This window comes from Streptomyces sp. NBC_01426 (assembly GCF_036231985.1).
Taxonomy (GTDB): Bacteria; Actinomycetota; Actinomycetes; order Streptomycetales; family Streptomycetaceae; genus Streptomyces.
On sequence record NZ_CP109500.1, the window covers coordinates 2,450,894 to 2,471,970 of the forward strand.

Consider the following 21,077-nt stretch of genomic DNA (forward strand, 5'->3'; position numbering starts at 1 on the left):
CGACCGGCCCCGGTGTTACTCGTACGACCTTTCGGCCGTACGAGCCTTACGCCTTACGACACGGTGCGAACCGCCTCGCGCTTACGCGCGGGGCTTCTCGCGCATCTCGTACGTCGCGATGACGTCGTCGATCTTGATGTCGTTGAAGGAACCGAGGTTGATACCGCCCTCGAAGCCTTCGCGGATCTCGGTGACGTCGTCCTTGAAGCGGCGCAGACCGGAGATGGTGAGGTTCTCGGCGATGACCTTGCCATCGCGCAGGAGCCGCGCCTTGGTGTTGCGCTTGACCTCGCCGGAGCGGATGAGAACACCCGCGATGTTGCCCAGCTTGGACGAGCGGAAGATCTCGCGGACCTCCGCCGTACCGAGCTCGACCTCTTCGTACTCCGGCTTGAGGAGACCCTTCAGGGCCGCCTCGATCTCCTCGATGGCCTGGTAGATCACCGAGTAGTAGCGGACGTCGACACCCTCGCGGTCCGCCATCTGCGCGGCGCGACCGGCCGCACGGACGTTGTAACCGATGACGATGGCGTCGGAGCCCATCGCCAGCGAGATGTCGGACTCGGTGACCGCACCCACACCGCGGTGCAGGACCCGGATGTCGACCTCTTCACCGACGTCGAGCTGGAGCAGCGAGGACTCGAGAGCCTCGACCGCACCGGACGCGTCGCCCTTGATGATGAGGTTGAGTTCCTGGACCAGACCGGCCTTGAGCACGGAGTCGAGGTCCTCGAGGGACACACGACGGACGCGCTTGGCGAAGTTGGCGTTGCGCTCTCGCGCAGCACGCTTCTCGGCGATCTGACGGGCCGTACGGTCCTCGTCCACGACGAGGAAGTTGTCGCCGGCGCCGGGGACGTTGGTGAGACCCAGGACCAGGACGGGGGTCGACGGACCCGCTTCCTCGACGTTGTTGCCCTTGTCGTCGAGCATGGCGCGCACTCGGCCGTAGGCGTCGCCCACGACCATCGTGTCGCCGACGCGGAGGGTACCGCGCTGCACGAGGACGGTCGCGACGGCACCGCGGCCGCGGTCGAGGTGGGACTCGATCGCAATACCCTGAGCGTCCTGCTCCGGGTTGGCGCGCAGGTCGAGCGAGGCGTCGGCGGTGAGGACGACGGCCTCCAGCAGGGAGTCGATGTGCAGACCCTGCTTGGCGGAGATGTCGACGAACATCGTGTCGCCGCCGTACTCCTCGGCGACCAGACCGAACTCGGTGAGCTGACCGCGCACCTTGACCGGGTCGGCACCCTCGACGTCGATCTTGTTGACCGCGACGACGATCGGGACGCCGGCGGCCTTGGCGTGGTTGAGCGCCTCGATCGTCTGCGGCATGACGCCGTCGTTGGCCGCGACCACGAGGATCGCGATGTCGGTCGACTTGGCACCACGGGCACGCATGGCGGTGAACGCCTCGTGACCCGGGGTGTCGATGAAGGTGATCTTGCGCTCTTCACCGTTGACCTCGGTACCGACCTGGTACGCACCGATGTGCTGCGTGATGCCACCGGCCTCGCCCGCAACGACGTTCGTCTTGCGGATGGCGTCGAGCAGTCGGGTCTTACCGTGGTCGACGTGACCCATGACGGTCACGACCGGCGGACGCGGCATGAGGAATTCCTCGCCGCCCTCGTCCTCGCCGAACTCGATGTCGAAGCCCTCGAGGAGCTCGCGGTCCTCTTCCTCCGGGCTGACGATCTGAACCGTGTAGTTCATCTCGCCGGCCAGCATTTCGAGGGTCTCGTCGGAGACGGACTGCGTGGCAGTGACCATCTCGCCGAGGTTCATCATCACGGCGACGAGCGACGCCGGGTTGGCGTTGATCTTCTCCGCGAAGTCGGTGAGGGAGGCACCGCGCGACAGGCGAACGGTCTCGCCCTGGCCGCGCGGCAGCATCACGCCGCCGACCGACGGGGCCTGCATGGCCTCGTACTCCTGGCGCCTCTGACGCTTGGACTTGCGACCACGACGGGCCGGACCGCCGGGACGACCGAAGGCGCCCTGCGTGCCACCACGGGCACCGGGACCACCGGGACGCCCGCCGAAGCCGGGACGACCGCCGCCACCGGCACCGGCCGGGCCGCCGCCGAAGCCGCCGCCACCGGGACGGGGGCCACCGAAGCCGCCACCGCCGCCGGGACGCGAGCCCGGACCGGCCGGACGACCGGCGAAGCCGCCGCCCGCGGGACGACCGGCGCCGCCGCCGGGACGGGCACCGCCCGCACCGGGACCACGGCCACCGGGGCCGCCGCCGGGACGCGGACCGGGACCACCGGCAGCGGGACGCTGCGGCATCATGCCCGGGTTGGGACGGTTACCACCGGGAGCACCACCGGGACGCGGGGCGCCGCCCTGCGGACGCGGCATGCCGCCCGGGGTCGGACGGCCCGCACCGGCACCCTGCGGACGCGGAGCGCCGCCGGGGCCGCCCTGCGGACGGGGAGCGCCACCCTGGCCGCCACCGGCGCCGGGGGCACCGGGACGGGGAGCGCCGGCCGGACGGGGCGCCTGCGGGCGCGCCATGCCGGTGGAGCCACCAGAGGTGAACGGGTTGTTGCCCGGACGGGGACCGGCCGGACGGGCGCCCTGCGGACGCGGGGCACCGGCACCGCCGGCGGGACGCTGGGACGGACCGCCGGGGGCGGAACCGGCCGGGCGCGGGGCGCCGGGACGTGCGCCGGGCTGACCGCCCTGACCCTGCGCCGGACGCTGCTGCGCCGGACGGGGGCCGGGGGCCGCGGCGGCGGGACGCTCGGTGCGCGCCGGGGCGGCCGGAGCCGCCGGAGGCGCGGAGAACTCGGTCGCCACGGGAGCCGCCGGAGCGGGCTTCGGGGCGGCCGGAGCCTTGGGACCGGGACGCGGGCCGGATGCGGCCGGAGTCACCGGGGCGGGGGTACTGGCGGCCGGAGCCTCGGCGACGACCGGCTTGGGGGCCGGTGCACCGGGCTTCGGGGCGGCAGGACGTGCCGCGGCGGCCGGGGAGGGCGCCGCGGGCTTGGCGGGCGCGGCCTTGCGGGGCGCGCCGGGCTTCGCAGCGGACTTGCCGGCGTTGCCGCCGGGCCCCTGCAGTGCGTCAGTCAACTTGCGTACGACAGGCGCCTCGATCGTCGAGGACGCCGAACGTACGAATTCACCGAGTTCTTGGAGCTTGGCCATGACGACCTTGCTCTCTACCCCGAACTCCTTGGCGAGTTCGTATACCCGGACCTTAGCCACTTCGCTCCTTTTAGGTCCGGGTTACGCCGGACCGTCGCTACTTCATGGGCGTACTCATCGCGTACTCATCGAGTGCTCATCGCAATCTCGACCTACTTCCAACTCGCGAGGTACCTGACCGCACGGGGTATCCGTGCCGTACTGCTTCTTACGGTGTCGCCCCGGCCTCACCGGCCACGGCTTTGCGCAGTTCCGCCGTGTCGAGCGTTCCGGCGGACCGAAGGGCCCGGGGGAACGCTCTGCGGCGGACCGCCTGGTCGAGGCAGACCACGGCGGGATGCACGTAGGCACCCCGGCCGGGCAGCGTACCGCGAGGATCGGGGACGCATTCGTCCTCGACCGCCACGATGCGCAGCAGATCGCTCTTGGCCGCTCGCTCCCGACACCCCACACAGGTGCGTTCGGGGCATGCGCGGGCTTGCGTCCGGCCAGACACGCTTAAGTCTACCTCCCCGCACCGACCTCACCCCTTCGGGCGAAAAATCGAACGGATGTCGTTGTGATTCACGTGGATCCCGGAGGACCCACAGGTCAGGGACCCCGACCTGCGGGGTCCCTGTCTACCGGCCGAAAACCACCGACCGGTAGTGGTTTATTCCCCGCGCCGGTCGGAGTGACGGTCCGCGCGGTCGTCGCCGCGGTCCCGGTCGCCACCGCGGTCGCGGTCGCCGTCCCGGTCCGAGGGGTCCTCGGTGTCCGGGCGGATGTCGATGCGCCAGCCGGTGAGCCGCGCAGCGAGGCGGGCGTTCTGGCCCTCCTTGCCGATGGCCAGCGACAGCTGGTAATCGGGCACGGTCACGCGGGCGCTGCGGGAGTCCCAGTCGACGACCTCGACCTTGCTCACCCGGGCGGGTGACAGGGCGTTGGCGACCATCTCCGCCGGGTCGTCCGACCAGTCGACGATGTCGATCTTCTCACCGTGCAGTTCGGCCATCACGTTGCGCACACGGCTGCCCATGGGGCCGATGCAGGCGCCCTTGGGGTTCAGGCCCGAGCGCGTGGAGCGGACGGCGATCTTGGTGCGGTGGCCGGCCTCGCGGGCGATCGCCGAGATCTCGACGCTGCCGTCGGCGATCTCCGGGACCTCCAGGGCGAACAGCTTCTTCACCAGGTTGGGGTGGGTCCGCGAGAGGGTCACGGACGGGCCGCGGACACCCTTCGCGACGCGCACGACGTACGCCTTCAGGCGCAGCCCGTGGGTGTACTCCTCGCCGGGGACCTGCTCCTGCACCGGCAGGATGGCCTCCAGCTTGCCGATGTCGACGAGGACGTTCTTGGGGTCCTTGCCCTGCTGGACGACGCCGGTGATGACGTCGCCCTCGCGGCCGAGGAACTCGCCGAAGGTCAGGTCGTCCTCGGCGTCGCGCAGACGCTGGAGGATCACCTGCTTGGCGGTCGTCGCGGCGATCCGGCCGAAGTCCGACGGCGTGTCGTCGAACTCCTTGGGCTCCTGGCCCTCTTCGAGATCCTTCGGGTCTTCCGTCGCCCACACGACCACGTGACCGTTGGTGCGGTCGAGCACGACGCGGGCGCGACGGAAGCTGCCCTCGGTGCGGTGGTACGCGATGAGGAGGGCCGACTCGATCGCCTCGACGAGCAGGTCGAAGGAGATCTCCTTCTCCCGGACCAGACCCCGTAGGGCACTCATGTCGATGTCCACGACTACGCCTCCTCTTCCTTCTTGTCCTTGCGGTTGAACTCGATCTCGACACGCGCCTTGGCGATGTCGGTGAATGCGATGCGGCGGGTGGTCGCCTTGCGGCCCTTCACACCCGGTACTTCGAGGTCCATGCCCTCGTCGTCGACGTCGAGGATGCGGGCGATCAGTTCCCCGCTCTCGACCGACTGGAACTTCACGAGACGGCCGATCGCCCGGATGTAGTGACGGTGCTCGGTCAGCGGGCGGTCCGCGCCCGGCGAGCTCACTTCGAGGACGTACTCGTCCTCGCCCATCACGTCGCTCTCGTCGAGCAGATCGGAGACCTCGCGACTCAGCTCGGCACAGGCGTCCAGTTCCACACCCTCATCGGAATCCACGATGATCCGCAGCATCCGGCGCTTGCCCGCCTTGGACGTCTCGATGTCTTCGAGGTCCAGGCCCTTGGCGGTGACCAGCGGCTCCAGCAGTCCGCGCAGCCTGTCGCTCTGGGTGGTGCTCATCCGGGTGACTCCTCGGCCGCGTGTGCTGTTGTGGTTTTCTGTCGCGTGTCAGGTCAAAGGGTATCCGGTCGCGGAGGGTGTTGCCGTCCGCGCTCCGGGACGGGCCCCGGGTACCTTGATCACACCCGCCCCGCCGTCACCTCCGGAGGACGTCACCGTGCCCTGGATCACGCCACGCCCGCCCTCCGTGCCCGCGCGGACCTCGGGTTTCCCGGAGTCGGCGGAGCCCGCCGGACCCCGTCGGCCCTCCCGCACCCCGCGCCCCACGCGCCGCAGCGTGCTCGTCACGGCCGTCGGCGCGGGCGGCGCCGCACTGCTCACCGGGTGCTCGGACGCCGGGGACGCGTCCGGTGCGATCGCCGAGGTGTCACTCGAACGGCGGATGCGGGAGGGCGCCGTTCGTGACAGCGAGGAGCTGCTGGAACGTTACGACAGGACCATCGCCGCCCATCCGGACCTGGCCGGGCGGCTCACGCCGCTGCGCGCCTCCGTCGCGGCGCACCCCGCGGCCCTGGCGTTCGTCGAACCCGGACGCTCGGGCGAACGGCAGGCCTCTCCCTCCGCCTCGGCGACGGCCACGCCCGCGCCCTCCGGCGAACCGGTCCCGCCCAAGGCCGCCGACGCGCTGGCCGAACTCGCGGACGCCGAGCGGAGTCTGGCCGAGACCCGGACCGTCGCGCTGGCCGGCGCCCCCGGGGAGCTGGCGCGCCTGCTGGCCTCGGTCGCGGCCTGCGGCGCGGTCCACGCGTACCTGCTGACCTCGACCCCGGGAGCATGACCGTGAAGCCCGAGCCCTCCACGACGACCCGCCCGCTGGAGGCCGCGCAGTCCGCGCTGGCCGCCGAGCACGCAGCCGCGTACGCCTACGGGGTGATCGGCGCCCGTATCGCGTCGGCCCGATCGGCCGAGGCCCGCGAGGCGTACGGGCAACACCTGGCGCGCCGTGACTCGCTCGCCCGTACCGTGCGAGACCTGGGCGGATCTCCCCGTCCGTCGGAGGCCGCGTACGCCCTGCCGTTCGAACTGCGGACCCCGGCGGACGCCGAGCGGCTCGCCGGGGACGTCGAGGACCGGGTGGCCGGCGCGTACTCCGATCTGGTGCGGGCATCCGACGGTCCGTTGCGCCGTGAGGCGGCCGACGCGCTGAGCGCCGCGGCGGTCCGCGCGGCACGCTGGCGTGGTGTCGGCGTAGCCTTCCCTGGGCTCGCGGAACGCTCGAAGCGAGCCCAGACCAGCTGAAAGGGATCACGCACGCATGGCTTTCGAACCGCCGCAGCGGCTGGTACGGGCGCTCGGCGAGACGCCGGAGACGACGCGGGACACGGACTGGCTGGGGCGGTTGCCCCTGCTGACCGAGGAGGCGCTGAACCGGCGTGAGGTGGCCGCGCAGCGGGTGCAGGCCCCGGGCGGACGCAGCAGCCTGGTGGTCCTCGTCCGGTACGCCGACGGGACCCCGGCCGCGCTGAAGCTGGCGCCCCCCGGGGCGCGGCCCGACCGGGAGCTGGCGGCGCTCGCCCACTGGGGCGGGTTCGGGGCGGTGCGCGTCCTGGACTCGCGCCACCACGAGGAGGACGGGGCGCTGCTCCTGGAGCGGCTGCACCCGGAGGTCTCGCTGCGCTCGCTGCCGGAGGCGAAGGCGCTGCTGGAGGCCTCGGGCACGCTCCGGCGGCTGTGGGTGGCCCCGGGGGCCGGTCACCGGTGGGAGACCGTCGCGCAGCGCACGGAGCGGCAGGCCGAGGCGTTGCGGAAGGCTCCCCCGGAGGTCGAGGCGCTGGCTTCGACGGCGCTCGCGCTCCGCGAGGAGCTGACGGCGGCGCCGGGTGAGGAGCTGCTGCTGCACGGGAACTTCCGGCAGGGCAAGGTGCTGGCCGGCGAGCGGGCGCCGTGGCTGACGGTGGGGCCGGACCCGGTGGTCGGCGAGCGGGCCTACGATCTCGCGCGGCTGGTCAGGGATCGACTGGAGGACCAGGTCGCCTCCTCGACGGGGGCGTCGGGAGCGCGCCGGCGGGTGAACAAGCTGGCCGACGCGTTGGACGTGGACCGGGAGCGGCTGCGGGGCTGGACGGTGTTCCGCGCGGTGGAGTCGGGGAACCGGGCGCTGGCCGCCGGACGGCGTCGGGACGCCGAGCTGTTGTTGGAGTTCGCGGCCTGGTTGTAGGGCATACCGTACATAGGTAGGTATGTCCGGCAGGGGGCCGTCATGGTCGAGGAACTGCTGACAGCGGCGATCGCCGCGGGCGTGGGAATCACGGTGTACCTGGGCGTCGCCGCCCGGGTGGTGAAGCAGTACGAGCGGGGCGTGGTGTTCCGGTTGGGCCGGCTCCGGGAGGGCGTGCGGGGTCCCGGCTTCACCTTCGTCGTCCCGGGCGTGGACAGGCTGCGCAAGGTGAACATGCAGATCGTGACGATGCCGGTGCCGGCCCAGGAGGGCATCACCCGGGACAACGTCACGGTGCGGGTGGACGCGGTCGTCTACTTCAAGGTGGTCGACGCGGCCGACGCGATCATCCAGGTGGAGGACTACCGGTTCGCGGTCTCGCAGATGGCCCAGACCTCGCTGCGGTCCATCATCGGCAAGTCGGACCTGGACGATCTGCTGTCCAACCGGGAGCAGCTGAACCAGGGGCTGGAGCTGATGATCGACAGCCCGGCGATCGGTTGGGGCGTCCAGATCGACCGGGTCGAGATCAAGGACGTCTCGCTGCCGGAGACCATGAAACGCTCGATGGCCCGGCAGGCCGAGGCGGACCGCGAGCGGCGGGCGCGCATCATCAACGCGGACGCGGAGCTCCAGGCGTCGAGGAAGCTGGCCGAGGCGGCCGAGGTGATGTCGGAGCAGCCGGCGGCGCTGCAACTGCGGCTCCTGCAGACGGTGGTGGCGGTGGCGGCGGAGAAGAACTCCACCCTGGTCCTGCCGTTCCCGGTGGAGCTCCTGCGCTTCCTCGAACGCGCGGCGCCCGCCCCCGCAGCCCCCGCGCCCCCGGGACCGGCCGTCCCGCCGGCGGACAGGGCCGTCCCGCCGGGCGCGGCCCCGACCGCGGCGCCGACCATCGAGCCGGCCGCGGACACCGACGCGCCCCCGGCCCTCGACCCGCCCCCGGCCGGACCCGAGTAGCCGGGTAGCCGGGGCACGGGCCGACGGGCCCCCGCGCCCCGGCGGGGCCGTCAGGTCAGGCGGGCCAGCGCCTGCGCCAGCGGGAGCTCCTCGCGGGTGCCGTCCAGGCGGTTCTGGAGTTCGACCACCGACTCGGCCGAGCGGCGCCCGGCGACCAGGATCCACGGCACGCCGATCAGCTCCGCGTCGGTGAGCTTGACCCCGGGCGACAGCCCCGGCCGGTCGTCCAGGAGGACCCGCAGTCCCGCCGCGGCCAGCGCCTCGGCGGCTTCCTCGGCGAGCGCCAGCGGTACGGCCTTGCCCGCCGCGACCACGTGCACGTCGGCCGGGGCCACGGCGGCGGGCCAGCACAACCCCCTTTCGTCGGCGGTCTGTTCGGCGAGCGCCGCGACGGCCCGGGAGACGCCGATCCCGTACGAGCCCATCGTGACCCGGACGGGCTTGCCCTCCTTGCCGAGCACGTCGAGCCCGAAGGCGTCGGCGTACTTGCGGCCCAGTTGGAAGATGTGGCCGATCTCGATCGCGCGGTCCAGGCGGAGGCCGACGCCACAGAGCGGGCAGGGGTCGCCGGGGGCCACGACCACCACGTCGAGGTACTGGTCCACCTCGAAGTCCCGTCCGCAGACCACGTTGCGGGCGTGCGTGTCGGGCTTGTTGGCGCCGGTCACCCATGAAGTGCCGGGCGCGACACGGGGGTCGGCCAGGTAGCGGACCTTGTCCAGGCCCTGCGGGCCCACGTAGCCGCGTACCAGGTCGGGCCGGTCCACGAAGTCCTCGGCCGTGACCAACTCCACGACGGCCGGCGCGAGATGCTCACCGAGCTTCCCGAGGTCCACCTCGCGGTCACCCGGTACGCCGACGGCCACGATCTCGCCGTCGACCTTGACGAGGAGGTTCTTCAGCGTCGCCGAGGCGGGTACGCCCAGGTGGGCGGCCAGCGTCTCGATGGTGGGGGTGTCGGGGGTGGGGATCTCCTCCAGCGGGCCGTGCTCGCCGGCCACCGGCGTCAGGGCGAAGGTCACCGCCTCCGTGTTGGCGGCGTAGTCGCAGGACGGGCAGTCGGCGAAGGTGTCCTCGCCCGCCTCGGCCGGGGCGAGGAACTCCTCGGACGCGGAGCCGCCCATCGCTCCCGAGACCGCCGACACGATCCGGTGGTTCAGCCCGAGCCGCTCGAAGATCCGCCGGTAGGCGGCGCGGTGGAGGGCGTAGGACTCGGCCAGGCCCTCGTCGCTCACGTCGAAGGAGTACGAGTCCTTCATCTGGAACTCGCGGCCGCGCAGCACGCCGGAGCGCGGCCTGGCCTCGTCCCGGTACTTGGTCTGGATCTGGTAGAGCATGACCGGCAGGTCCTTGTAGGACGTGCACTGGTCCTTCACCAGCAGGGTGAAGATCTCCTCGTGGGTGGGGCCGAGGAGGTAGTCCGCGCCCTTGCGGTCCTTGAGGCGGAAGAGCAGGTCGCCGTACTCCGACCAGCGGCCGCTGACCTCGTACGGTTCCTTGGGCAGCAGCGCCGGGAGGAGGACCTCCTGGGCCCCGATCGCGTCCATCTCCTCGCGGACGACGCGCGAGACGTTGTCCAGGACCCGCTTGCCGAGCGGCAGCCAGCTCCACACGCCGGCGGAACTGCGGCGGACGTAGCCGGCGCGGACCAGCATGCGGTGGCTGAGGGTCTCCGCGTCCGCCGGGTCCTCGCGGAGGGTCTTGGCCATGAGGCGGGACATGCGCTGCACGTGTTGCGTTGACATGACGGGAGGCTATCGGGGACCGGGGCGGAGCCCGAAACGGATTCAGCGCCGGCGCAGGGGCAGCGGCGCGCCCATGACGGCGTACGGCAGGCTTGCGCTGGGGAAGTGCACCTGGCGGGCGAGGTCCGTGTAGCCGAGGGCGCGGTAGAGGCCGCGGGCGGGGCTCTCGGTGTCGATGGCGGACAGGATCGAGCGGGGCTCGGCAGCGGTGTCGGTGATCCGCGTGATCAGGGCGCGGCCGACGCCCCGGCCCTGGAATCCGGGGTGCACGTGGAGTTCGGTGATGACGAAGGAGTGGTCGAGCCAGCCGTCGTGGCCGCCGGCGCGCAGGTGCGGTTCGACGACGGTGGACCACCAGTGGTCGCGGTCGTTGGGCATGCCGTACACGAATCCGGCGAGCACGCCGTCCTCGGTGAACGCCCCCAGGGCGCGGGCACCCCGGCAGTCCATGTGGCGTTGGACGATGTAGCGCCGGATGCCCACCTCGTCGTCGCTGAGCCCGAACGCGACGGCCTGCACGCGCAGGGCCTCGTCCACGCGGGCGGCGAGGTCGAGGGCGGCGATGCGGAGTCCGGCGGGCCGGTCGGGGTCGTCGCCCTCGGAGGTAGGCAGCATGCCGTGACCTTACTCGCGGGTCCCGGCGAGGGATACGTGGCCCTCGCGGCCGGCGGCCCGCTCCGGCGCCGCCGGCCGCGGTCGCGCGGGAGCGGGGCGTCGCGGGAGAGCCGGCCGGGTGGGGCGGACGGTGTCAGAAGAGCACGCTCATGAACGCGCCGACCTCGCGGAAGCCGACGCGACGGTAGGAGGCCCGGGCGGCGGTGTTGAAGTCGTTGACGTAGAGGCTGACCACCGGGGCCACGTCGCGCAGCGCGTACTCGACGACGGCCGCCATGCCGGTCTCGGAGTGCCCCCGGCCGCGGAACTCGGGGTCGACCCAGACGCCCTGGACCTGGCAGGCGCGGGGGGTGGCGGCGCCGATCTCCGCCTTGAAGACGACCTTGCCGTCCTCGACGCGGGCGAAGGAGCGGCCGGAGCCGACGAGTTCGGCGACCCGGGCCTGGTAGAGCAGCCCACCGTCGCCGGCGAGCGGGGAGATGCCGACCTCCTCGGTGAACATCGCCACGCAGGCGGGCATGATCAGGTCCAGCTCGTCCTTGCGGATCCGGCGGACCAGGGGGTCCGCACGGACCTCGATGGAGGGCTGTTCGATGACCATCAGGGGCTGGCGGGAGCGGACGTCCCGGGCGGGACCCCAGCTGGGCTCCAGGAGTTGCCACAGCAGCCGGGTGGCCTCGGCCGGGCCGACGATGGAGGAGCAGCGGCGGCCGGTGCGGCGGGCCCGGTCGGCGAAGGCGCGTACGGCGTCGGGTCCGGCGCAGACGGGGACCAGATTGGCGCCCGCGTAGCAGAGGGCCTGGAGGTCGCCGTCGGTGTACCAGCCCCACATCTCGCCGCCGAGGCGCCACGGATCGAGCCCGGCGACCTGGACGCGCGAGGTGACGAAGGCGTTCTCGACGGGGTCGCGGCCCAGGACCGCGAGCGCGGCGTCGAGATCACCGGGTTCAAGGACCCGGGTGGTGGTCTGCGTCAACACTGGGGCCTCACCATGCAAGTCTGCTGATCCCCGAACTGTACCCGGCGTCGCATGAGGATGCCTGGTCCCACGGGTCACGAAAAAGCCCCGACCCCGCCCGCGAGCTGCGGGAACGGGCCGGGGCCTCGGCGGTGTCGGCGGGGTCGCTCAGACGCCGATGGCGACGGTGGGCTCGCCGGACGGGATGCCGTCCTTCTCCATCTGTTCGGCGATCTTCAGGGCCTCTTCGATGAGGGTCTCCACGATCTTCGACTCGGGGACGGTCTTGATGACCTCGCCCTTCACGAAGATCTGGCCCTTGCCGTTGCCGGAGGCGACGCCCAGGTCGGCCTCGCGGGCCTCGCCGGGGCCGTTGACGACGCAGCCCATGACCGCGACGCGCAGCGGGACCTCCATGCCCTCCAGGCCCGCCGTGACCTCTTCGGCCAGCTTGTAGACGTCGACCTGGGCCCGCCCGCAGGACGGGCAGGAGACGATCTCCAGGCGGCGGGGCTTGAGGTTCAGCGACTCCAGGATCTGGTTGCCGACCTTGATCTCCTCGACCGGCGGGGCGGAGAGGGAGACGCGGATGGTGTCGCCGATGCCCTCGGAGAGCAGGGCACCGAAGGCGACGGCGGACTTGATGGTGCCCTGGAAGGCGGGGCCGGCCTCGGTGACGCCGAGGTGCAGCGGGTAGTCGCAGGCGGCCGCGAGCTGGCGGTAGGCGTTGACCATGACGACGGGGTCGTTGTGCTTGACCGAGATCTTGATGTCGCCGAAGCCGTGCTCCTCGAAGAGGGAGGCTTCCCACAGCGCGGACTCGACCAGCGCCTCGGGGGTGGCCTTGCCGTACTTCTTGAGCAGTCGGGCGTCGAGGGAGCCCGCGTTGACGCCGATCCGGATCGGGGTGCCCGCGGCCTTGGCCGCGTGCGCGATCTCCTTGACCTTGTCGTCGAACTGCTTGATGTTGCCGGGGTTGACGCGGACGGCGGCGCAGCCGGCGTCGATCGCGGCGAACACGTACTTCGGCTGGAAGTGGATGTCGGCGATCACCGGGATCTGCGACTTCTTCGCGATCACGGCCAGCGCGTCGGCGTCGTCCTGCGTCGGGCAGGCGACGCGGACGATGTTGCAGCCGGAGGCGGTGAGCTCGGCGATCTGCTGGAGGGTGGCGCCGATGTCGGAGGTGCGGGTCGTGGTCATCGACTGCACCGAAATGGGTGCGTCTCCACCGACGGCCACGGAACCGACCTGGATCTTGCGACTGACCCGTCGGTCGGCGAGCTTCGTCGGCACGGACGGCATTCCGAGAGAGATGGCAGTCATCTGCTGTGCAACCCCAAGGTGTGGATCAAGGTCCCGAGATCGGCGGGCTCCAGGCTTCGAGATTACGCCAATCAGCGCGGGACCCGCGCATCGCCGGGGGTGTGCCACCCGAACGCGAAGGGCCGGGCACGATGTGTGCCCGGCCTCCTACGCACGGTCGTACGACTTTCGCATGAGCGGTCGATCCGGAGATCGGACCGGACGCGTCAGGTGATCTTGATCGGGTTCACCACATCGGCCACGAGCACCAGCAGGGTGAAGCAGACGAAGACTCCCGCGACCACGTAGGCCAGCGGCATCAGCCGCGCCACGTCGAACGGACCGGGGTCCGGCCGGCGGAAGACACGGGCCACGTTGCGTCGCAACGACTCCCACAGCGCGCCCGCGATGTGACCGCCGTCGAGCGGCAGCAGCGGCAGCATGTTGAACAGGAACAGCGAGAGGTTGAAGCCCGCCACCAGGTTCAGGAAGATCACCAGGATGTGCGTGGGCGGCAGGTCCAGGGTGAAGATCTCGCCGCTGACCCGGGCGGCGCCCACGATGCCCATCGGGCCGTTCACGTCGCGCTCGGCGCCGTTGAAGACGGAGTTCCACAGGGCCGGGATCTTGGACGGCAGCGCCACCAGGGACTCGACCCCGGACTCCATCATGTCGCCCATGCGGGAGACGGCCTGCGGGAAGGACTGCTCCACGTACCCGCTGGCCGGGGCGAAACCGAGGAAGCCCGCGGTGACGTACTGGTCCTTGACGTACTCGCCGCGCCCGTCGGTCTTGGCGACGGTGTTCTCGATCAGGGTGGGCTTCAGGTCGACGAGTCGGCCCGCGCGCTCCACGGTGACGGTGGCCGGCCCGACGGTGGCGCGGATGTCCTTCTGGAGCGCCGACCAGTCGTCGACCTCCCTGCCGTTGAACGCGACGATCTTGTCCCCCTGCAACAGGCCCGCGGCCTTGGCGGGGGCCACCGGGTCGCCGGCGGCGCACTTGTCGCGCTTCTCGCTCTGCTGGAGGACGCAGTCGGAGACGCTGCTGACCACGGTGGTCTGGGTGTTCACGCCGAAGGTCATCAGGGTGGCCAGGAAGATCGCCACGGCCAGGACCAGGTTCATGAACGGCCCGGCGAACATCACGATCACGCGCTTCCACGGCTTGCGCGTGTAGAACAGCCGCGCCTCGTCGCCGGGCTGGAGCTCCTCGTACGCGGCGGAGCGCGCGTCCTCGATCATCGAGCGGAACGGCGACGTCGAGCGGGCGGTGACCTTGCCGTCCTCGCCGGGCGGGAACATCCCGATCATGCGGATGTAGCCGCCCATCGGGATGGCCTTGATCCCGTACTCCGTGTCGCCCTTCTTCCGCGACCAGATGGTCCTGCCGAAGCCGACCATGTACTGGGGCACGCGGATGCCGAACATCTTGGCCGTGGAGAGGTGGCCGAGCTCGTGCCAGGCAATGGAGACCAGCAGGCCGACCACGAAGACGACCACACCGATCAAGGTCAGCAGTATCGTCATGCGCTCGCCTCCACGGCGGCGCGTGCCGCCAGCTCCCGTGCCCGGGCCCTGGCCCAGGTCTCCGCTTCAAGGACGTCCCGGACGGTCAGGGAAGTTCCCGCCTCCGGCGTTCCGTGCTCATCTACCACAGCGGAGACCGTATCCATGATTGCTGTGAACGGCAGCCGACCGGCCAGGAAGGCATCCACGCACTCCTCGTTCGCCGCATTGAACACGGCCGGGGCGGTGCCGCCCAGGGCGCCCACGTGGCGGGCCAGTCCCACCGACGGGAAGGCCTCGGTGTCCAGGGGGAAGAACTCCCAGCTCGACGCCTTGGTCCAGTCGAACGCCGGGGCCGCGTCGGGGATCCGCTCGGGCCAGCCGAGGCCGATCGCGATCGGGCCGCGCATGTCCGGCGGGGTGGCCTGCGCCAGGGTGGAGCCGTCCGTGAACTCGACCATCGAGTGGACGTAGGACTGCGGGTGGACGACGACCTCGATGCGGTCGAAGGGGATGTCGTAGAGCAGGTGCGCCTCGATGACCTCCAGCCCCTTGTTGACCAGCGTCGCCGAGTTGACGGTGATGACCGGGCCCATGGCCCAGGTGGGGTGCGCCAGCGCGTCCTGGACGGTGACGTCGGCCAGCTCGGCACGGGTACGGCCGCGGAAGGGACCGCCGGAGGCCGTGACCACGAGCTTGCGCACGTCGGCCCGGGTGCCGGCGGCGAGCGCCTGGAACAGCGCGGCGTGCTCGGAGTCCACCGGGATGATCTGGCCGGGCTTCGCCAGCGCCTTGACCAGCGGACCGCCGACGATCAGCGACTCCTTGTTGGCCAGGGCCAGGGTCCGGCCCGCCCGCAGGGCGGCGAGGGTGGGCGCGAGGCCGATGGAGCCGGTGATGCCGTTGAGCACGGTGTGGCACGCGGAGGCGGCCAGTTCGCTCGCCGCGTCGGGGCCGGCCAGGATCTCCGGCAGCGGCTCGGCGCCGCCGTACTGGGCGCTCAGCGCCTCTTTCAGGGCCGGTACGGCATCCTCGTCGGCCACCGCGACCGCGGCGACCCGCAGCCGTCGGGCCTGCTCGGCCAGCAGCGCGACGCGCCCGCCGGCGGCGGACAGCGCGGTCACCCGGAAGCGGTCCGGGTTGCGCAGGGCGAGGTCGATGGCCTGGGTCCCGATGGACCCGGTCGACCCGAGGATGACGATGTCCCGGCGGCCGACCGCGGGGTCGAAGACGAGGTGCGGATCGGCGAGGGGGGCTGGGCTGTCGCTCATGCCCCCATTGTTGCCGCAACTCAAGTGCGGTTGGACACGGAGTCCCCTTGAATCACACCGGCCAACAGCTCCGGCAGCGTCCCGGCGAAGTCGGGGAGCGCGCGGGCGGCCCGCCACCAGGCGTCCGCGTCCGCGCCGAGGGCCTCGGCGAACAGCCGGTCCGCCTCCGCGCGGGCCGAGTGGACGGCCTCGGGACGGTCGTGGCGGTCGGGGTGGTCGATGTCGCCGAGCCAGTGGTCCTCGTCCAGGGCCCAGCAGGCGGGCACCTTGTGGCGGATCACGTCGGCCCCGGTGAGCAGGCCCCGGTCCAGGCAGTCGCGGACCCACCGGATGTCCTCGCTGACCTGCTCCATCGGCACGGCCAGGCTGACCAGGGCCAGTTCGCGTTCCACCCCGCCGACCGGTTCGGGGCCGGTGTGGAAGCCGGCGGGCGGGGTCTCCCGCGCGGCCACCACCTCGACCAGTTCGGGCAGCGTGCCGCCGAAGCCGACGGCCCGCCGGCTCAGGATCGGCCACCAGCGCGGGTCGTCGCCCAGGGTGGGGCGCAGCACCCGCCGCACGGCGGAGCGGACCTCGGCCTGTTCGGGCACGTTCCAGCGCAGCCCGCCCGGACCGGCGGGCAGGTTCGCCAGGAGCAGGGTCCGCCCGGCGGGAGTCACGCGGGAGACGAGCTCGTCGCAGGTCAGCCGTCCCATCCGGACGGCCCGTACGGCGGGTCGGTACCAGCGGCGCCCGTACGTCTGCCCCGGCGCGCCACCGAGCAGCGCGACGGACACGTCCAGGGGCAGGTCGCCGACCAGCAGCAGCGCCTCGATCGCGCCGGGCGGCAACGGGTCGCGGGCGTGCAGGGCGCGCAGCAGTTCGGGGTCGAGGGTGTGCGGCAGCCGCAGCAGGGTGAGCGGGAGCCGGGGGCGGGCGCCGTGCGCGCGCAGCAGCCCGACCAGTTCGTCGGTGTCCAGCGGGCCGGGGCCGATGCCGAGGGCCGCGCGCAGTTCCGGGCCGGGCGCGGGGCGGGCCGCGTACCGCGCGGGTCCGGGCAGGCCCGGCAGCGGGCGTCCGAACACGCGCGGGTTGCGGGCGACGGTCCGCCGGTCCTCGTCGGTGCCGTGCCGCAGCACGAGCGTGACGAGGGAGGCGGGCAGGTACTCGTCGCGGAGCAGGTACTTGCGGGTGGTGTCGTCCAGTCGGCCCGTCAGGTCGGCGGTGACGGGGTCCGGTGCGTGGCGCAGCAGGTGCGCCACGCACCAGGCCAGCCGTCGGCTGTGACGGTCGTCCTCGGCCATCGCCATCGTTCCCGTCCGCCTCGTGCTCGTGCCGGTGCTCGTACGCGTCCCGTGCGTGCGGGTCGTTCGCGCGGATCGCTCCTCACGTCGGGCCCGCCTTGATCCTCGCAGGTCAGCGCAGCGGGCGGTGGACGTTTTCGCGGGTGGACGGGCCGGGCGTGGCGTCGGCGATCCACGGGCCGTCGCCCGAGGGATCGAGGATGCCCTCCTCCAGCCAGGTGTAGGTGCCGGACAGCACCCCGGCGACGACCTTGCCGTCCAGGTCGTCGGTGTTGGACCAGAGCCGGCCGAAGAGTTCCTCGACGCGGATCCGGGACTGCCGGCAGAAGGCGTCGGCGAGTTGGTAGGCCTCGCGGCCGTGCTCGCCGCCGGCGCGCAGGTGCTCGGCGCGCACACAGGCCGCGCTCATCGCGAAGAGTTCGGCCCCGATGTCCACGATCCGCCCGAGGAATCCCTGCTTCGTCTCCATCCGCCCCTGCCAACGGGACATGGCGTAGAACGTCGATCGGGCGAGTTTGCGGGAGGTCCGCTCGACGTAGCGCAGGTGGGTGGCGAGGTCGGGGTGGCCGTCGGGGTGGAACTCCCGGTAGGTGCCCGGCACCTGGCCGGCCCCGGTGGCCAGTCTGGGCAGCCAGCGGGCGTAGAACCCGGCGGCCCTGGCGCCGGCCCTGGCCTTGTCGCCGAGGGCCTTCTCGGGGTCGATGAGGTCGCCGGCCACCGACAGGTGGGCGTCCACCGCCTCCCGCGCGATGAGCAGGTGCATGATCTCGGTCGAGCCCTCGAAGATCCGGTTGATGCGCAGGTCGCGGAGCATCTGTTCGGCGGGGACGGCCCGCTCGCCGCGGGCGGCCAGCGACTCGGCGGTCTCGAAGCCGCGTCCGCCGCGGATCTGGACCAGTTCGTCGGCCATCAGGCAGGCCATCTCGGAGCCGTAGAGCTTCGCGAGGGCGGCCTCGATGCGGATGTCGTTGCGGTCCTCGTCGGCCATCTGGGAGGCGAGGTCGACCACGGCCTCCAATGCGAAGGTGGTGGCGGCGATGAAGGCGATCTTGGCGCCGACCGCCTCGTGCCGGGCCACCGGTCGGCCCCACTGCTCGCGCACGCCCGACCACTCCCGGGCGATCTTCAGACACCACTTGCCGGCGCCGACGCACATGGCGGGCAGCGAGAGGCGGCCGGTGTTCAGGGTGGTGAGCGCGATCTTCAGACCGGCGCCCTCGGCGCCGATCCGCTGGGCCGCGGGGACCCGCACCTGGTGGAAGCGGGTGACGCCGTTCTCCAGACCGCGCAGGCCCATGAAGGCGTTGCGGTGCTCGACGGTGATGCCGGGCGAGTCCGCCTCGACGACGAAGGCGGTGATCCCGCCCCGGTGGTTCTCGCTCTTGGGTACCCGGGCCATGACGACGAGCAGGTCGGCGACCACCCCGTTGGTGGTCCAGAGCTTCACCCCGTCGAGGAGGTACGCGTCGCCGCTCTCGTCCGGTACCGCCGTGGTCGCCAGTCGCGCCGGGTCGGAGCCCACGTCGGGCTCGGTGAGCAGGAAGGCGCTGATGGCGGTGGTGGCGCAGCGGGGCAGGTAGGTGTCCTTCTGCTCCTGGGTGCCGAACATCTTGAGCGGCTGGGGGACGCCGATCGACTGGTGGGCGGAGAGCAGGGCCCCGATGGCGGGGCTGACCGAACCGACGAGGGCGAGTGCCTTGTTGTAGTACACCTGGGTGAGACCGAGGCCCCCGTACTTGGGGTCGATCTTCATGCCGAGTGCGCCGAGGTCCTTCAGTCCGCGCACGGTCTCGTCGGGGATCCTCGCCTCGCGTTCGATGCGGGCCCCGTCGATCCCGGTCTCGCAGAACTGCCGCAGCCGGGCCAGGAAGGCCTCCCCGCGCCGGACGTCCTCGTCGGCGGGCAGCGGATGGGGGTGGATCAGGTCGAGCCGGAACCGCCCGAGGAAGAGTTCCTTCGCGAAGCTGGGCTTGCGCCAGTCCTGTTCCCGGGCCGCTTCCGCGACCTGCCGTGCCTCGCGCTCGGTCACCTTGGGCTGGGTGCCGCTGGGCTGTGTTGCGGACATGAGAGGGGACTCACCTCGCCGCCGAAGTCGGTTGACTTTCCGGATGCCGGTCGGTGCTACCTGGTGAGTCGTACCCGTTTCGTGCGCCCTGAAAAGGGGCGTCCGGCCGGGTGGGCGAAAAGGAGACGGCCGGAGCCCCCGCACAGTGGGCTCCGGCCGTCGGCTCGTGACCGTACGAGTCCGGTCAGATGTCCAGGCCGGTGAGGACCAGGACCCGCTCGTACGTGTAGTCGTCCATGGCGTAGCGGACGCCCTCGCGACCGACACCGGACTGCTTGACGCCGCCGTACGGCATCTGGTCGGCGCGGTAGGACGGCGCGTCGCCGACGATCACACCGCCGACCTCCAGCTCGCGGTGCGCGCGGAAGGCGACCTGGATGTCACGGGTGAAGACGCCGGTCTGCAGACCGAACTTCGAGTCGTTGACGGCGGCGAAGGCCTCGTCGACGCCGTCGACCTTGTGCAGCGTGAGGACCGGCCCGAAGACCTCCTCGACGGCGAGCGTGACACCGGCCGGCAGGTCCGCGACGACGGTGGGCTCGTACGAGGCGCCCTCGCGCTTGCCACCGGTGAGCAGCTTGGCGCCGGCGGAGACGGCCTCGTCCACCCAGGACTCGACGCGCTTGGCGGCGTCCTCGGAGACGAGGGGGCCGACATCGGTGGCGGAGTCGGACGGGTCACCGGTGACCTGGGCGCGGACCTTGGCGACGACCTTCTCGACGAGGCGGTCGTACACGGAGGCGTCGGCGATCACGCGCTGCACCGAGATGCAGGACTGGCCGGCCTGGTAGTTCGAGAAGGTCGCGATGCGGGTCGCGGCCCAGTCGATGTCGGCCTCGGAGGACCAGTCGGCGAGGACGACGGCCGCGGCGTTGCCGCCGAGTTCCAGGGTGCAGTGCTTGTGGGGCACCGACTGCTGGATGGCGTAGCCGACCGTGTCGGAGCCGGTGAAGGAGATGACGGGCAGGCGCTCGTCCTTGACCAGGGCGGGCATCTTGTCGTTCGCCACGGGCAGGACGGACCAGGAGCCGACCGGCAGGTCCGTCTCGGCGAGCAGCTCGCCGAGGATCAGGCCGGAGAGCGGGGTGGCCGGGGCCGGCTTCAGGATGATCGGCGCGCCGACGGCGATGGCGGGGGCCACCTTGTGGGCGCACAGGTTCAGCGGGAAGTTGAACGGCGCGATGCCGAGCACGGGACCCTTGACGAAGCGGCGGGTCAGCGCGAGCCGGCCGACGCCACCGGCGTCGGTGTCGAGGCGCTGGGCCTCTCCGCCGTTGAAGCGGCGGGCCTCTTCGGCGGCGAAGCGGAACACGGACACCGCACGGCCGACCTCACCGCGGGCCCACTTGATGGGCTTGCCGTTCTCGGCGGAGATCAGCTGGGCGATCTCCTCGGTGCGCTCGGCGAGCCGCTTGGACACGTGGTCCAGGGCGGCGGCCCGTACGTGGGCGGGGGTCGCGGAGAACTCCGCCGTCACGGCGTGCGCCGCGGCCACGGCCTCTTCGACCTGCGCGTCGGTCGGCACGCTGACGGAGCCGACCAGGCGACCGTCCCACGGGGAGTGGACGTCGAAGCTGTCCTCGCCGGTGGCCAGGCGGCCGGCGAGCCAGAAGGCGTGGGTGGAAGTCATGCGAATCCCGGCCCTTCGGAGTTGTGCGGTGGGGTCCTTGTCCCCACCACCGTAGGACTCCGCGGAGGATTCGTTGTTTATCCGGCATGGAGTACACGCGACCCGGCCCGCGCCGCTTTGTCAGTGTCGGGGCCGCTCCCTGCGGGGCGGGCGCCGCTGTGACGAGCGGGCCTGGGCCGGCTCTTTCGGATCTTGCCGGGGCCGCG

The 21,077-nt window shown here is 71.9% G+C and carries 17 protein-coding genes; 4 read left to right on the forward strand and 13 right to left on the reverse strand.

Features of this window, described 5'->3' with window-relative positions:
- Positions 1 to 81: 81 nt before the first annotated feature.
- The 4 genes from infB to rimP form a co-directional block, all read right to left on the reverse strand.
- Positions 82 to 3,216, reverse strand: a complete 3,135-nt coding sequence (gene infB / locus OG906_RS10510; RefSeq protein WP_329442028.1) for a translation initiation factor IF-2 — start codon at positions 3,214 to 3,216, stop codon at positions 82 to 84.
- Between the two features lie 148 nt (positions 3,217 to 3,364).
- The gene (locus OG906_RS10515) at positions 3,365 to 3,652 is read right to left on the reverse strand and encodes a YlxR family protein (RefSeq protein WP_267797551.1); all 288 of its coding nucleotides are present in this window, start codon (positions 3,650 to 3,652) and stop codon (positions 3,365 to 3,367) included.
- A 156-nt stretch (positions 3,653 to 3,808) separates the two neighbouring features.
- Positions 3,809 to 4,876 (reverse strand): transcription termination factor NusA, encoded by a 1,068-nt coding sequence (nusA, locus tag OG906_RS10520; RefSeq protein ID WP_329442029.1) that lies wholly within the window; start codon positions 4,874 to 4,876, stop codon positions 3,809 to 3,811.
- Between the two features lie 2 nt (positions 4,877 to 4,878).
- Positions 4,879 to 5,376 (reverse strand): ribosome maturation factor RimP, encoded by a 498-nt coding sequence (gene rimP, locus OG906_RS10525; protein WP_329442031.1) that lies wholly within the window; start codon positions 5,374 to 5,376, stop codon positions 4,879 to 4,881.
- 157 nt (positions 5,377 to 5,533) lie between these two features.
- Here rimP and OG906_RS10530 point away from each other — a divergent pair, with 157 nt between their 5' ends.
- From OG906_RS10530 to OG906_RS10545, 4 genes are read left to right on the forward strand one after another with little or no spacing between them, the layout of a single operon-like run.
- Positions 5,534 to 6,154 carry a hypothetical protein gene (locus tag OG906_RS10530; RefSeq protein ID WP_329442033.1) on the forward strand — a complete coding sequence of 207 codons (621 nt, stop codon included), beginning with the start codon at positions 5,534 to 5,536 and terminating at the stop codon, positions 6,152 to 6,154.
- Positions 6,151 to 6,615: a ferritin-like domain-containing protein gene (locus OG906_RS10535; RefSeq protein ID WP_329442035.1), complete on the forward strand. Its 465-nt coding sequence runs from the start codon at positions 6,151 to 6,153 to the stop codon at positions 6,613 to 6,615. Before OG906_RS10530 ends, OG906_RS10535 begins: the two co-directional genes overlap by 4 nt.
- Positions 6,616 to 6,631: 16 nt before the next feature.
- Complete coding sequence (locus OG906_RS10540; protein ID WP_329442037.1) at positions 6,632 to 7,534, forward strand: aminoglycoside phosphotransferase family protein; 903 nt, start codon at positions 6,632 to 6,634, stop codon at positions 7,532 to 7,534.
- A gap of 42 nt (positions 7,535 to 7,576) precedes the next feature.
- Positions 7,577 to 8,491: a slipin family protein gene (locus OG906_RS10545; RefSeq protein WP_329442038.1), complete on the forward strand. Its 915-nt coding sequence runs from the start codon at positions 7,577 to 7,579 to the stop codon at positions 8,489 to 8,491.
- Between the two features lie 50 nt (positions 8,492 to 8,541).
- Here OG906_RS10545 and OG906_RS10550 read toward each other — a convergent pair whose 3' ends face one another.
- The 9 genes from OG906_RS10550 to OG906_RS10590 form a co-directional block, all read right to left on the reverse strand.
- Entirely contained in the window at positions 8,542 to 10,236 is a 1,695-nt protein-coding gene (locus OG906_RS10550) for a proline--tRNA ligase (RefSeq protein ID WP_329442040.1), read from the reverse strand.
- Positions 10,237 to 10,278: 42 nt separating this feature from the next.
- Entirely contained in the window at positions 10,279 to 10,851 is a 573-nt protein-coding gene (locus OG906_RS10555; protein WP_267797559.1) for a GNAT family N-acetyltransferase, read from the reverse strand.
- 133 nt (positions 10,852 to 10,984) lie between these two features.
- A complete protein-coding gene (locus OG906_RS10560; RefSeq protein ID WP_329442043.1) occupies positions 10,985 to 11,830 on the reverse strand; it encodes a GNAT family N-acetyltransferase in 846 nt (281 codons plus the stop codon).
- A 147-nt stretch (positions 11,831 to 11,977) separates the two neighbouring features.
- A complete protein-coding gene (gene ispG / locus OG906_RS10565; RefSeq protein ID WP_267797561.1) occupies positions 11,978 to 13,135 on the reverse strand; it encodes a flavodoxin-dependent (E)-4-hydroxy-3-methylbut-2-enyl-diphosphate synthase in 1,158 nt (385 codons plus the stop codon).
- Between the two features lie 206 nt (positions 13,136 to 13,341).
- Positions 13,342 to 14,643: a M50 family metallopeptidase gene (locus OG906_RS10570; RefSeq protein ID WP_329442045.1), complete on the reverse strand. Its 1,302-nt coding sequence runs from the start codon at positions 14,641 to 14,643 to the stop codon at positions 13,342 to 13,344.
- Positions 14,640 to 15,893: a 1-deoxy-D-xylulose-5-phosphate reductoisomerase gene (dxr, locus tag OG906_RS10575; protein WP_267797563.1), complete on the reverse strand. Its 1,254-nt coding sequence runs from the start codon at positions 15,891 to 15,893 to the stop codon at positions 14,640 to 14,642. Before dxr ends, OG906_RS10570 begins: the two co-directional genes overlap by 4 nt.
- Positions 15,894 to 15,913: 20 nt before the next feature.
- A complete protein-coding gene (locus OG906_RS10580; protein ID WP_329442047.1) occupies positions 15,914 to 17,176 on the reverse strand; it encodes a hypothetical protein in 1,263 nt (420 codons plus the stop codon).
- 112 nt (positions 17,177 to 17,288) lie between these two features.
- The gene (locus OG906_RS10585; protein WP_329442049.1) at positions 17,289 to 19,241 is read right to left on the reverse strand and encodes an acyl-CoA dehydrogenase family protein; all 1,953 of its coding nucleotides are present in this window, start codon (positions 19,239 to 19,241) and stop codon (positions 17,289 to 17,291) included.
- Positions 19,242 to 19,425: 184 nt separating this feature from the next.
- Positions 19,426 to 20,871: an aldehyde dehydrogenase family protein gene (locus tag OG906_RS10590; RefSeq protein WP_329442051.1), complete on the reverse strand. Its 1,446-nt coding sequence runs from the start codon at positions 20,869 to 20,871 to the stop codon at positions 19,426 to 19,428.
- Between the last annotated feature and the right edge of the window lie 206 nt (positions 20,872 to 21,077).